This is a genomic window from Pseudarthrobacter sp. PvP004, assembly GCF_017876035.1.
Classification (GTDB): Bacteria; Actinomycetota; Actinomycetes; order Actinomycetales; family Micrococcaceae; genus Arthrobacter; species Arthrobacter aurescens_A.
In genome coordinates this window covers 2,144,757-2,157,900 of the sequence record NZ_JAGINL010000001.1, presented here as the reverse complement: position 1 = coordinate 2,157,900, position 13,144 = coordinate 2,144,757, and the positions used below count along the sequence as shown (strand labels likewise).

Genomic DNA, 13,144 nt, shown 5'->3' with positions numbered 1-13,144 from the left:
ACGGTTGAGACAACCCTAATAGGAGAACTTCTGCGAATGCTTGAATATGACTCGGATGGCGTGTTTTCGATCGAGAGTGATCACAGTGGGCAAGGCGATGTCTGGCTGATTCCCCTCAAAATGCTCGACGACGACGCTCGCGCCATTCAGCTCGGGGCAGTTGCGGAGTTGGCTGTGGAAGCAAAGCAGCGGGACTTCGTCGGGGATCCGCTGCGTATGATGCTCATTTCCCTGGTAGAAGAGTCTCGCCTCCCGTACGTCATTGAGTCAGGAGGAGTTGCTGTTGGTGTGCTGACCCTCCAGTCCGGCGCGGCCATGCTCGCGGGCTGGCCCGACGACGAGTCGGTGTGGTTGTTGAGGGGATTCCTGATCGACACAAGAAGCCAAGGGCGCGGCCTCGGTACCCTGGCTGCGCGGGCCGCAGTGGAGGAAGCGCGAAAGGTGACGGCCAGGCTGGGAGGCGGGCAGGCCGGCGTCGTGCTTTCTGTCAACGAGCATAATCCGGCAGGGTTGGCGGCGTACTCGAAAGCCGGATTCAAGGACGCGGGGCGTTACCTGGGTGGTAGCGCGGGTCCACAGCGGACCATGTACAAGGCTTTCTTGCCGGAGGTCTCAGCGCACGCTGAACCTAGTGACGTCAATGAAAGTTGACGCTCACTATACCGTCAACTATGGTTGACGGCATGGAGGTGGACCGGATGAAAACGTTAGTGGGATCAATGGACGGCATGGGCCCGGCTGAGGCGCTGTACGCCGTTGCGGAGTTGCAGAAGGAAGTGGGCCGAGCCGAGGCTTCGCTGGTGCGCGCCGCCCGGCAATCAGGCTTGTCGTGGGAAGCGATCGCGCTCTGCCTCGGGGTGAGCAAGCAGGCAGTGCACAAAAAGTACGGAAAGCAGTAACGCGCCGTTCGCCCAGGGGTGCGCCGCCGCAACCGCCCCCCGCACGCTAAGTATCCTTATAGACTTCTTGTGTATCTGTTCTCAACGCATAGGGGAAGTACATGGAATACAACGGAAATCCGTCGGAGAAGGCCATTCCCGCCGGAGAGCTGGATCGGCGTCACGTGGGCCATTCTGTGAGCTTTCAGCCCAATGATTTCACCGTCGTCTTCGGCACGATCGCGGGCATCGCAAGGACTGAAGCCCTTGTGTACCTGTCCCTCGACGGAGTTGCCGGTGGTACTCATCTGAAAGACGAATACGACCTGCCCATCGATAAGAACGTGTATCTTCAGTTGGACCCGCTGGGCAGTGCGGAAAAGGGGCTTTCGGAAGCAGCCAGTTTCGTTAAGGAGAAGCTGGACGACATCACCAAGAATCTCAGGGATCGCGACCAAGGCAAGTCCGAGTAGTCCGAACCCACAAAGAAGGCCAGTCTCAGTCCGTACAGACTGAGGCTGGCCTCTTTGTTACGTGGTGGTATTAGACGCCGTAGTAGAGCTCGAACTCGTAGGGGTTCGGGCGCAGTGACAGCGGGCGGATCTCATTCTCGTACTTGTAGTCAATCCAAGTATCGATGAGGTCCTGGGTGAAGACGCCGCCGGCCTGGAGGAACTCGTTGTCTTCGCGCAGGGCTTCAAGTGCTTCTTCCAAAGTGCCCGGAGCCTTGGGGATGTCCTTGGCTTCCTCGGCCGGGAGCTCGTAGAGGTCCTTGTCGATGGGAGCCGGGGGCTCAATGCGGTTGCGGATACCGTCGATGCCGGCCATCAGCTGTGCAGCGAACGCCAGGTACGGGTTGGATGAGGGGTCCGGCGCGCGGAACTCAATGCGCTTGGCCTTCGGGTTGGTGCCCGTGATCGGGATACGGATACCGGCGGAGCGGTTGCCCTGCGAGTAGACCATGTTCACCGGAGCTTCGAAGCCCTTGACCAGGCGGCGGTAGGAGTTAACCGTCGGGTTGGTGAAGGCCAGGACTGCGGAAGAGTGCTTCAGCAGGCCACCGATGTACCAGCGAGCGGTGTCGGAAAGGCCGGCGTAGCCCTTCTCGTCATAGAACAGCGGATCGCCGTTGCTCCACAGCGACTGGTGGCAGTGCATGCCCGAGCCGTTGTCACCGAAGACGGGCTTCGGCATGAACGTGACGGACTTGCCCCAAGCATCTGCGGTGTTCTTGATGATGTACTTGAACTTCTGCAGGTCATCAGCAGCCGCGGTCAGCGTGGTGAACTTGTAGTTGATCTCAGCCTGGCCGGCGGATCCAACTTCGTGGTGTGAGCGCTCGACCTCAAGGCCGGCCTTGTCCAGCTCGATGCACATGGCGTCGCGAAGGTCGGCCTGCTTGTCGGTGGGGGAGACCGGGAAGTAACCGCCCTTGACGGGGGTCTTGTAGCCGAGGTTTCCGCCCTCTTCCTTGCGCCCGGTGTTCCAGTGTGCTTCTTCAGAGTCGATCTTGTAGAAGCTGCCCTGCGGGGAGGACTCGTACTGGATGTTGTCGAAGACGAAGAATTCGGCTTCGGGAGCGAAGAACGCGGTGTCGGCGATGCCTGTGGATGCCAGGTACGCTTCAGCCTTCTCTGCCACGCCGCGGGGATCGCGGTGGTACGGGTCACCGGTGCGGGGGTTCACGATGGAGAAGTTCAGTGCGAGCGTCTTCTCAATGCGGAAGGTGTCGATGAAAGCCGAGGTCACATCCGGGATGAGCTGCATGTCGGACTCGGCGATGCCCTGGAAGCCGCGGATTGAAGATCCGTCGAAGAGCTGGCCGTGGACGAAGAAATCGAGGTCGACACTCTTGGCCGGCACGTTGAAGTGCTGCTGGACACCAGGAAGGTCGGTGAAGCGGATATCGACGAATTTGACGTCTTCGTCTTTGATGAACTTGAGGACTTCGTCCGCAGTCTTGAACATCTATGCTCCTTATGCATATCAAGTAACAGGCCCGGAAGGCCGCGTGGTGCAGCCCATACCAAGGGTCGGGAGACACAAAAAGTTCCCCGTGCCATGGTGGCTGGCAACTCATACCACCTTAGGGAGATGGGATTTCCCGGGGGTGTCAGTATTGTTTCCGGCAGGTTACAGAATCATCTGTCGTGTAAACGGTAGTCGGCTTTCCTGTCTCCGGTCCACGCCGGTCCGCTGGGCGAACACCCGGGCGGTAGGCGTCCATCATCAGAGGTCTCGCGGTCGGTCACCAAGCATGCCAGCCGTTAGGCTTGGAGTGTGGTAGATCGAAAAGACATAGGCTCCTGGCTGAGCGGCCCGGACACATCCGGAATCTCCAAATATCCTGGTGAACGGCTCGGGTTGCCCGAATCCGGCCCGGGTTCCATGGCGCGAGCCGGACGGCGCATTCTGGGCATCATGGTGGACTGGACGATCGCCCTGGTGATCAGCAATTTTGCCTTCGGGGGAAACCCGTGGGCAACGTTGGCCATCTTTGCCGTGGAGCAGATCCTCCTGATCGGAACGTTGGGTTACAGCATCGGTCACAGGCTGGCCGGCATCCACGTGGTTCGATTGGGTGGCGGTCCCGCAGGACCGTTGGCCGCCGTGGTGCGGACTCTCCTGCTCTGCCTGGTCATCCCGGCAGTGGTCTTCGATCCCGATCAGCGAGGCCTGCACGACAAAGCGATGAACACCATCCTCATCAGGATGTAGCACCCCATGACTTGTTCTTAGTGCGACTTAAACAAAAACCGCCCCTGTCTCTACATCAGAAGACAGGGGCGGTTTTTTGATGTGGGATCAGCGTCCGCGGGCGGCCTTGCGGTCCGGACGGGCCTTGTAGGGGTCAATGCCCTTGGGGATGGGCAGACGGTTACCAAGGGAGTTGATGCGCTTGGAAACTGCGTTGACCTCTACTTTGGTGAGTTCGTTCTTTAGCTTGCCCATGGTCTTGGCAAGTTTGTTCAGTGGCACCTGGCCTTCGCCGCGGCCGGATTCCAAGACGTGGATGGTGACATTGGGCAGAATACGCGCGAGGCGCTTGCGCTCTGCGTCTACCAAGGGCTTGACCCGGTGGGTGGGACCTTCACTGACGAGGACGACGCCGGGGCGACCAATGGCCATGAACACAGCGTCTTGGGTGCGGGGGTTGACGGCAACAGGCTGATCCTGGGTGACCCAACCGCGGCGAAGAGTACCCAGCGCCGCGCCGGAAGCGCCAGGCTGGTTTTCAATCTGCGCAAAGGCAGCCTTCTCAGCCCGGCGGGAAAGAATGAAGACGGCCGCAAGAAGACCCAGCGGGATACCAATGATCAGGCCGGTGACCCAGTTCTCCAGCAGGAAGCCGATGAGGAAGGCCACGGCAACCACTGCAAGGAATGCCAGCACCATGATCCAGACAACCTGCGGATCATTTCGCCGGGTCATCTTGAAGACTTCAGCGATCTGCTTCAGCTGGCTCGGCTTCTTGGCCTTGGCTTCCTTGGGCTTGCGCTGGAACAGCCCACGCTTGGGTGCGTCGGCCGAGGGGGTCGAATTGCTGGAATCAGGGGAGTTCGCCATAGTGCCTTAATTCTACGTGATGTACGCAGAAGGACCGGACGCCGTTACGTAGCGGGCATCCGGTCCTTCTGTACTGATTGCGGTCCTGCTCAGTGCTAGCCGTGGGCGGCGAGGATGGTGGAGGCTTCCTGGCGGGTGGTGCCGGAGGACTCGATGTGGGCCAGGGCGGCTGGGATTTCCCAGCCCTTCTTCCGCATCGCGGTGGCCCACAGGCGCCCGGCCCGGTACGAGGACCGCACCAACGGCCCGGACATGACACCGAGGAACCCGATTTCTTCGGCCTCGTGCTGGAGGTCCACGAATTCCTGCGGCTTGACCCACCGGTCCACGGGCAAGTGCCGCTCGGACGGGCGCAGGTACTGGGTGATCGTGATCAGGTCACAACCGGCCGCGTGCAGGTCACGGAGCGCTTCGGAGATCTCCTCCCGGGTCTCGCCCATGCCCAGGATCAGGTTGGACTTGGTCACCATGCCAAGGTCCCGGCCCTGCGTGATCACATCCAGGGACCGCTCGTACCGGAACGCCGGACGGATCCGCTTGAAAATCCTCGGCACGGTCTCCACGTTGTGCGCGAACACCTCGGGCTTGGAATCACAGATCGCCGCGATGTGCTCGGGCTTGCCGGAGAAATCAGGGATCAGCAACTCCACGCCCGTGCCCGGGTTCAGTTCATGGATCTTCCGGACCGTTTCGGCGTACAACCACACACCCTCATCGGCCAGGTCATCACGGGCCACCCCGGTCACCGTGGCGTAGCGCAACTGCATCGCCTGCACGCTGCGGGCCACCTTGGTGGGTTCGAACATGTCCACCGGGGAGGGTTTGCCGGTATCGATCTGGCAGAAATCACAGCGCCGGGTGCACTCGGACCCGCCGATCAGGAACGTCGCTTCCTTGTCTTCCCAGCACTCAAAAATGTTCGGGCAGCCGGCCTCTTCACACACCGTGTGCAGGCCTTCCTTCTTCACCAGGTTCTTGAGCTGGACGAACTCCGGCCCCATCTGGACCTTGGCCTTGATCCACTCGGGCTTACGTTCAACCGGGACCGCCGAGTTACGCTGCTCAACGCGCAGCAACTTACGGCCTTCAGGTGCCAAGGTCACTGGAGTGCTCCTTCGGGTGTGGAAACGAGTGCTTCTTCATGCTTGCTGAATTCTTCAACGAAGCGGTCAACGATGTCGGCGGGGTTGATGGTCCGGCCGGTTTCCAGCGACATGGTGGTGACGCTGGCGTCGGTGATGCCACAGGCGATGATCTGCGCATAGGGCGCCAGGTCATTGCTGCAGTTGATGGCCACGCCGTGCATGGTGACGCCGTCCAGAACGCGAATGCCGATCGCGGCAATCTTGCGGTCGGGTCCCTTGTCATCTGCAAGAATCCAGACTCCGGCCCGGCCTTTCACGGTGACGGCCTTAATGCCGTAGTCCTGCATGACGGCAATCATGATGGCTTCAAGCCGTTCCACGTAGTCGCGGATACCGGCACGGTTCTTGAGTTTGAGGATCGGATAGGCAATGAGCTGACCTGGGCCGTGCCACGTTAATTTCCCGCCGCGATCCACGGGAACAACGGGTGTGCCGTCAAAGGGGCGCTCGTGGTCCTCCGTGAGTTTGCCGGCCGTGTAGACGGCGGCGTGCTCAAGGATCAAGACGGTGCTGTTGTTCTCGCCCGCAACAACTTTGTTGTGGATGTCGCGCTGCAGGTCCCAGCCCTGCATGTAATCGACAAAATCCGGGGCAAGACCCAGTTGTGAAAACTCAAGAGTCATGGTTTCAAGCTTAGACCCAGCGGGAGACTGGCCATGGTTTTGTGGTGAAGCTCTCAGTCGCATCTTGGGCTATGGGGGGCCGGGGAATGGTTCGAGTCAGCGCCTGTGGATAACTTCTGCGGAAAATCAGGCATTCCGGTACACCTTGTTTATGGAAACTCTGGAAACTCTGGAAACAACTGCCACCGTGGCTCCTCACATTCCGGGCTACACGATGTCCCGCCCATTGGGCCAGGGCAGTAGTTCCACCGTTTGGCTTGCCACAAGGGATATGGACGGGGCGCGGTTTGCGGTCAAATGCGCCAAGCCCGGTGCGGCTGGTGATCGGGCAACGGCCCAAGTTCTTGAAGACCTATCCCGCGAGATGAGGCTCCTCTCCGATCTTCAGCACAAGCACCTCATCCGTGTCCACGAAGTCCTCCACGTGGGTGGCATGGCCGAGGGAACACAGGGGATTGTGATGGACTATGCCGCGGGTGGCTCACTGGCCAACCTGGTATCCGCGAGGGGGAAGCTCAGCATCGGGGAAACAGTGACCATCTTGACCCCCATCGCCCAGGCGTTGGAGTACCTGCATGTCAACGGCACGGAGCACGGAGACGTGTCGCCCGGCAATGTCTTGTTCACAGCCGTTGGGATGCCACTGCTCGCGGACCTTGGCATCGCTGCCCAGGTGGGCGACAAGCCACAAAACCCGGGAGTCGGAACGCCCGGATTCATGGACCCTGCGGCTGACGAATCCAAGGACGGCAGTACTTCCCGCGAAAGCCTCCAACCGCATCGTGACGTCTATTCGCTTGGAGCAGTCGGTTGGTACTGCCTGACGGGGGCAGCTCCGGAACAGGAACAGGATCGCCCACCGTTGTCACTTCTGGTCCCGGAAGTACCCAAGGCCCTTGCCGCCGCTTTGGAGGCGGCCTTGGACCCCGATCCCCGGAATCGTCCGACGGCTAGGGAACTTGGCACGGCGATCTTCAGAAGTGCTGCCCCCGAGGCCCTTGACTTGTCCGGTGCAGTTCATTCGTCGGTGATTCCTGAATTGCTCACCCGGCGCGAGACGTTGGGGCGTTCGCCACGCCAGACAATCCTTTGGTTGACGAGGTGGCGGAGATTGCTGCAGGTGAGGCGGAGACCTGTGCTCCGAAGGTCAGGCCGTCCGCGTCGCCGGCACGACAGTCCCCGGCAGGACAGGCTTAGGGGCGGCCCAGGCGGCAGCCTTGGCATCCGCTTGGTTGCCTTGGCAGTGGTGGGCGCGCTCATCGGCGCTGCGTCGTGGATTCTTTGGCAGCAGGACCGCCCGACGACGGCGATGGCGCACCAAGCGGCGATGGAGACCGGCGTGGCCGACCCCGGTCAGGAAGCGGAACTGCGGGACCTCGAGGACGCTCAGGAGATAAAGGACCTTCCTGATGCACTTTCTGAAACGCTCCGATCAGCGGATCCCTTGGTTGCCGTGCCCGCATTGTCAGCCGTGCGTGACATGGCCTTGGGGGAGCGGCGCCTCGACCTTTTGGACTCGGTCAATGCGCCTGGTTCGCCGGCCGAAGCGACGGACAAGCAGCTTAGTGATTATCTTCGGGGTGCTGGTACAGCGTTTGCAGGACTCCGTACAACGTTGACGGCTCTGACCGTTGAAGGACCTCCGCAGCCAGATCATGTGCTGGTAGCGGTTACAGCCACCACGTCCGGCTACGAGGAACGTCTGGCATCAGGGGCAGTTGTCAGGACCGAGGGTGTGGGAAAGCCGCAGCAACTCCGGCTGGACCTGGTTCGTTCGGAGGGGCGCTGGTGGATTTCCGGAATTCTTGGCGCCGTTTCCGCAGGCTGAGATGCAACGGAAGGGGCTGCCCTGCGCAGGGTGTGGGAACCTGCTGCGCCAGCTGAGGACGTGTTTAGTGGGCCTTTTCCGAGCTGAGCCACGCCATGGCGTCGCGGAGGGAAGGGTGCAGCCATTGGAAGCCGGATTCCTGCAACCGTGCGGGCTCCATTCGCTGGTTGGCCATGACGAGTTCGTCCGCCAACCCGCCCAGGACCAGTCGCAGGGCAGGACGGGGAACACGGCAGAAGGCCGGCTTGTGGAAAGCCTTGGCGAGGCCCGCGACAATCGTGTTCACATCTGCGCTTTCCGGGGCGCAGACATTTACCGGACCTTCAATGTCTGCTGTGAGGAGGTGCGCGAGGGCTCCGGCTTCATCGGCCAGGGTGATCCATGGCCAGTACTGGCGTCCGTTCCCAAAGGGTCCTCCCAGCCCGAGCTTCAACAAGGGAAGCAATGGGCCGAGCGCGCCACCGGAGGTGCTGAGCACCACGCCTGTCCTGGGCGTCACCACCCTCACCCCCGTGGGTGCGGTCCTGGCCGTGCGCTCCCATTCATCGGTCAGGCGGCCAAGCACGCCGCCGCCGTTGCCGGAGTCCTCCCGGAGAACTCCATCGCGTGACGCCCCGTAGTAGCCGGAGGCGGATTGGCTGATGAAGACAGCGGGCGGTTTGCTGAGTCGTTGCATGGCAGCGGTCAGGGTTTGGGTGGGTTGGAGGCGGGATTCCTTGAGGACCCGAATCCGGCGTTTTGTCCAGGGGCGGTCCCCGATGCCGGCACCCGAAAGGTTCACCACGGCATCGGCGCCATCCAGGACAGCCTCGTCGAGTTCACCTTTGGTTGGGTCCCACGTCCATTCAAGAGCGGTCCTGGCCGGCCGCCGCACCAGCCGGATGACCTCATTGCCGTCTGCGGCCAATCGCTCGGACAGGGCCGTCCCGATCATTCCCGAAGCTCCGGACATCACAATTCTCATGACCCATCTCACCATGGCGAACGCTTGTGGTGGAAACGACAGTGGATGCCGCTACTGACACGTGCCTCTTGACTATGATCGAACAATGACCTCCTCCAGCTACCTCCGTTTCCCGCATGTGCACGGCGATCTGGTCACTTTCGTGGCCGAAGACGACATCTGGATCGCCCCCCTTTCAGGAGGCCGCGCCTGGCGGGTTTCCTCGCAGCAACTGCCGGCAAGGAACCCACGGTTCACTCCGGACGGCAAGGGGCTGGTGTGGACCACCGTGGTGGGCACGTCACCTGAGGTGGTCACGGCGGACGTCGACGGCGGCGGGTACAGGCAGCTGAGTTACTTCGGGCACAGCACCACCAAGGTCAAGGGCTTCACACCGGCAGGAAACGTGGTGGTGACGAGCGCCTTCCAACAGGCCGAAAGCCGTCACACGCACGCGTACAGCCTCCCGCTGGACGGCGGTGCCGCCGTCGAACTTCCGTTCGGCCCGGTGGAGGCAGTCGCCTTTGGTCCGGAGATCGGTGATGAGAAACCTGTGGTCCTGGCAAGTGTTCTCTCACGTGAGCCCGCCTGGTGGAAGCGCTACCGTGGCGGCACTGCCGGGAAGCTGTGGATCGATGCCGACGGCAACGGCGAGTTCGAGCGACTGTTGCCGGAAGTGGAAGGAAACCTGACCGACCCACTGTGGATTCAGGGGCGGATCGCCTTCCTGTCGGACCACGAGGGCTACGGAAACCTTTATTCGGTGCTTCCGGATGGTTCCGGACTGCGCCGGCACACGGACCACGAGGACTTCTACGTCCGGCATGCCAGCACCGACGGTACACGTGTCGTCTTTGAATCGGCAGGCGAGTTGTGGCTCATCGCGTCGTTGGACGCAGACGCCGAGCCCGTCAAGTTGAATGTCACTCTCGGCTCGGCGTCACCCGGCCGCCGCCCCGCACCGCTCAAGACCTCCACCCATTTGGGGGACGTCTTCCCCAATGTCACTGGCACTGCCAGCGCAGTGGAATCGCACGGCACCATCCACTGGCTCCGGCACAAGGACGGTCCCTCACGGGTGGTTGAGGCGACAGCCGGCGTCCGCGCCCGCCTGCCTCGACCGCTCACTGACGGCCGGATAGCTTACGTCGCCGATCACGGGGGAGTGGAGGCGCTGTACATCAAGCGCATCGCCGCGCGCCTTTCTGCCGCGGTGGAGGTTCCCAAAGTTGTTGTTGAACCGACGGCTTCGGCCGAGGAAGCGGCTCCGCTCCCCAAACCGGTCTCGGCGTCGAACGTCCTGGGACAGGGAGCAGCTTCTGCGCAGGCAGGGCCCAATATCAGGCAGGCTTCCGACGAACCGGCTCGAGCTCAGTCCGGCGAGCCGGTCACGGCCGAGCCATCCGCAGATACGGTAGGTGGCACGACGGAGACCACAGCCCCCACGTCGGCGGAAGACTCCGCAGATCTCCGACTGGATTTCCCTGCACCTACCCGGACGAGTGCTTTGGAAGCCAGCCCGGATGGTCGCTGGTTGGCTGTGGGCACGTCCTTCGGCGATGTCTTCCTTGCCGACACCGCCGCCGGTAGACTGACGCGGCTTGTCAGCGTCGGCGAAGGCAGCATCGACCAACTCTCCTGGTCCAGCGACTCGCAGTGGCTTGCCTGGTCCGAGCCGGTGACGTCCTTCGGTTCACGGAGCAAGCTCCGGATCGCCCGCCCGGCAGAGCCTGACGCGGGCATCATCGATGTCACGGACGGCCGCTTCTGCGACGAGTCTCCAAGGTTCACCCCGGACGGAAAATTCCTGGCGTTCCTGTCCAACAGGAGCTTTGACCCCGTGTACGACGGTCATTCCTTCGACCTATCCTTCCCGAGCCCCATTAAGCCGTACATGGTTGCCTTGGCAGCGGACACGCCCTCGCCGTTTGGCCCTTCCATAGACACGCTCGAGGACGCATCACCCGCCACGACAAAGTCCGACGACGGCGACGCGCCTGCCGTGCGCGTTGATGCGGAGGGGCTTGCCCATAGGGTTATTGCCGTCCCGGTACCTCAGGGTAACTACTCTGACCTGGCCGTTGGTGATGGTGCGCTGTTGTGGCTCGATACTGAACTTTCGGGCGTCACGGGCGATGGGCGGGGCACCCTCCAGGACAAGAAGACGGCGCCTTCCTTGGTCCGTTACGACCTCGCCAAGCGCAAGCAGGCCACGCTCGTCAAGGCAGTGGACAGCTACCGCTTGTCGGGTGACCTCAGCCGCATCATCTACGTCCTCGATAAGCAGATCACGTCTGTCCCTGCTGACAACAAGGTGGAAGAGGACTCGGCCGACCTTGTGAAGGTGGAGCTCAACAGGGTCCGGGTCATCCTTGACCCCGTGGCTGCCTGGGGACAGGCTTTCGAGGAGGCCTGGAGGCTGCAGCGGGACTTCTTCTGGACTGCCGACATGGCAGGCCAGGATTGGGATTCCGTGTACAAACGCTACCGTCCCATCGTGGACAGGCTCGGTTCCCACGATGACCTGGTTGACCTGTTGTGGGAGATCCACGGGGAACTGGGAACATCCCATGCCTATGTGAAACCGGCCGCTGTCACCGAGCCCGGACGAAACGGTCAGGGCCGGCTTGGTGCCGAGTTCCAGCTCGGCACCAAGGGCTGGGAAATCACCCGGATCCTCGCAGGAGAGTCCTCCGACCCCCTGGCTACTTCACCATTGACGCGGCCCGGCGCGGACGCGAAGGTGGGTGACGTCCTCCTGGCGATCGACGGCGTCGAGCTTTCCGCGGTCCTGACGCCGGCGATGCAGCTGGTGGGTTCAGCGGGCAGGACCGTTGAGCTGACGCTCTTGAACGGTGATGGCCACGGTCAAGCGGCTGGCGAGCAACGGCGGGTTGCCGTAGTTCCCGTCCGTGACGAGGAGCGGTTGCGGTACCAGGACTGGGTCCGGGCTAACCGACGCACCGTCCGTGAGGCATCGGATGGCAAGTTCGGCTACCTGCACGTCCCGGACATGATGGCCAACGGCTGGGCGCAGCTCCACCGCGACCTCGATACTGAGACCGCATTGGACGGCCTGATTGTGGACGTGCGGCGCAACCGTGGAGGACACACCTCCCAGTTGGTTGCTGAACTGATCGGGCGCAAGGTCACAGGCTGGAGCATGCCGCGTGGTGAAAAGCCGCGGACATACCCGCACCACGCACCTCGCGGACCCGTGATCATCCTCGCCGATGAATTCGCCGGATCCGACGGCGACATCATCACCCAGGTGTCCAAGCTCAGGGGCATCGGCCCCGTCATCGGTACGCGGACGTGGGGTGGCGTTGTGGGCATCGACAACCGCTTCGCGCTTGCCGATGGCACTGGTGTCACCCAGCCCCGATACGCAACCTGGTTCAGTGGCGGAATCGGCTGGGACGTTGAAAACCGGGGCGTGGAGCCTGACATCGAAGTACTGTTCCCGCCGCACGCGTACGCCGCCGGGACCGATCCGCAACTGGAGTACGGAATTGGTGCACTCAAGGAAATGATCCAGGAGCTGCCCACTGACCGTCCTCCGTTGCGTGAAGGCTACCGAAAGGTCCGGCCGGCACCACTGCCCTCGCGCCCCCAAAAGAGCTGACAGGCACCAGGCGCAGAAGAGCCCCGCCACCTCCCTGAGGGGGAGTGACGGGGCTCTTCCGGGCTTACGGGTGGTGCTGTTCGGTGCTACACCGTGAGGGTGGCATCCAAGGTGATCTCGATGCTGGCCAGAGCGCCGGAAACGGGGCAGCCGGTCTTTGCGTCCTCGGAAATACGGCGGAAGTCCTCTTCGGAGAGGCCCGGAACCTTCGCGGTCATGGTCAGGTGGCTGCCGGTGATGCCTGTGCCCGGAACGAAGGTAACGTCAGCCTTGGTCTGCACTTCCTCAGCGGTGAATCCTTCGCCGGCAAGGGCGTGGCTGAAGGCCATGGAGAAGCAAGCGGAGTGGGCAGCGGCGATCAGTTCTTCCGGGCTGGTCTTGCCGCCGGACTGTTCGGTCCGTGCCTTCCAAGTGACATCGAACGTGCCCAGTCCTGAGCTGTCCAGCGTTGTGTTGCCGGCGCCTTCAATCAGGTTGCCGTTCCAAACCGTGTGTGCGGTGCGTGTTGCTGCCATGTCCACTCCTTGGGGTCGTT

12 protein-coding genes are annotated in these 13,144 nt (G+C 62.2%); 6 read left to right on the top strand and 6 right to left on the bottom strand.

What is annotated here, in order from left to right:
* Positions 1–36: 36 nt before the first annotated feature.
* The 3 genes from J3A64_RS09725 to J3A64_RS09715 all read left to right on the top strand — a co-directional run bounded on the left by J3A64_RS09725 (position 37) and on the right by J3A64_RS09715 (position 1,351).
* On the top strand, positions 37–651 hold the full coding sequence (locus tag J3A64_RS09725; RefSeq protein ID WP_011774440.1) for a GNAT family N-acetyltransferase: 615 nt from the start codon (positions 37–39) through the stop codon (positions 649–651).
* 32 nt (positions 652–683) lie between these two features.
* On the top strand, positions 684–899 hold the full coding sequence (locus tag J3A64_RS09720; protein ID WP_043806551.1) for a hypothetical protein: 216 nt from the start codon (positions 684–686) through the stop codon (positions 897–899).
* A gap of 101 nt (positions 900–1,000) precedes the next feature.
* Positions 1,001–1,351 carry a hypothetical protein gene (locus tag J3A64_RS09715; RefSeq protein WP_011774442.1) on the top strand — a complete coding sequence of 117 codons (351 nt, stop codon included), beginning with the start codon at positions 1,001–1,003 and terminating at the stop codon, positions 1,349–1,351.
* 70 nt (positions 1,352–1,421) lie between these two features.
* On the opposite strand, the gene glnA is transcribed toward J3A64_RS09715, so the two are convergent.
* A complete protein-coding gene (glnA, locus tag J3A64_RS09710; RefSeq protein WP_011774448.1) occupies positions 1,422–2,846 on the bottom strand; it encodes a type I glutamate--ammonia ligase in 1,425 nt (474 codons plus the stop codon).
* A gap of 312 nt (positions 2,847–3,158) precedes the next feature.
* Between glnA and J3A64_RS09705 the strand changes: the two genes are divergently transcribed.
* A complete protein-coding gene (locus J3A64_RS09705) occupies positions 3,159–3,596 on the top strand; it encodes an RDD family protein (protein WP_014921378.1) in 438 nt (145 codons plus the stop codon).
* A gap of 87 nt (positions 3,597–3,683) precedes the next feature.
* On the opposite strand, the gene J3A64_RS09700 is transcribed toward J3A64_RS09705, so the two are convergent.
* The 3 genes from J3A64_RS09700 to lipB form a co-directional block, all read right to left on the bottom strand.
* Positions 3,684–4,445 carry a DUF4191 domain-containing protein gene (locus J3A64_RS09700; protein WP_014921379.1) on the bottom strand — a complete coding sequence of 254 codons (762 nt, stop codon included), beginning with the start codon at positions 4,443–4,445 and terminating at the stop codon, positions 3,684–3,686.
* Between the two features lie 95 nt (positions 4,446–4,540).
* Positions 4,541–5,548, bottom strand: a complete 1,008-nt coding sequence (gene lipA, locus J3A64_RS09695) for a lipoyl synthase (protein WP_011774451.1) — start codon at positions 5,546–5,548, stop codon at positions 4,541–4,543.
* Positions 5,545–6,276 (bottom strand): lipoyl(octanoyl) transferase LipB, encoded by a 732-nt coding sequence (gene lipB / locus J3A64_RS09690; RefSeq protein ID WP_286176252.1) that lies wholly within the window; start codon positions 6,274–6,276, stop codon positions 5,545–5,547. Before lipB ends, lipA begins: the two co-directional genes overlap by 4 nt.
* An 88-nt stretch (positions 6,277–6,364) precedes the next feature.
* Here lipB and J3A64_RS09685 point away from each other — a divergent pair, with 88 nt between their 5' ends.
* Positions 6,365–8,041 carry a serine/threonine-protein kinase gene (locus J3A64_RS09685; RefSeq protein WP_210064204.1) on the top strand — a complete coding sequence of 559 codons (1,677 nt, stop codon included), beginning with the start codon at positions 6,365–6,367 and terminating at the stop codon, positions 8,039–8,041.
* A gap of 64 nt (positions 8,042–8,105) precedes the next feature.
* Here the strand turns inward: J3A64_RS09685 and J3A64_RS09680 are convergent, their stop codons facing one another.
* Positions 8,106–9,005, bottom strand: coding sequence for a TIGR01777 family oxidoreductase (locus J3A64_RS09680; RefSeq protein WP_210064203.1), 900 nt, complete (start codon positions 9,003–9,005; stop codon positions 8,106–8,108).
* An 85-nt stretch (positions 9,006–9,090) separates the two neighbouring features.
* Here J3A64_RS09680 and J3A64_RS09675 point away from each other — a divergent pair, with 85 nt between their 5' ends.
* Positions 9,091–12,609 carry a S41 family peptidase gene (locus J3A64_RS09675; RefSeq protein WP_210064202.1) on the top strand — a complete coding sequence of 1,173 codons (3,519 nt, stop codon included), beginning with the start codon at positions 9,091–9,093 and terminating at the stop codon, positions 12,607–12,609.
* A gap of 86 nt (positions 12,610–12,695) precedes the next feature.
* Here the strand turns inward: J3A64_RS09675 and J3A64_RS09670 are convergent, their stop codons facing one another.
* Positions 12,696–13,124, bottom strand: coding sequence for an OsmC family protein (locus tag J3A64_RS09670; protein WP_011774456.1), 429 nt, complete (start codon positions 13,122–13,124; stop codon positions 12,696–12,698).
* Positions 13,125–13,144: the final 20 nt, after the last annotated feature.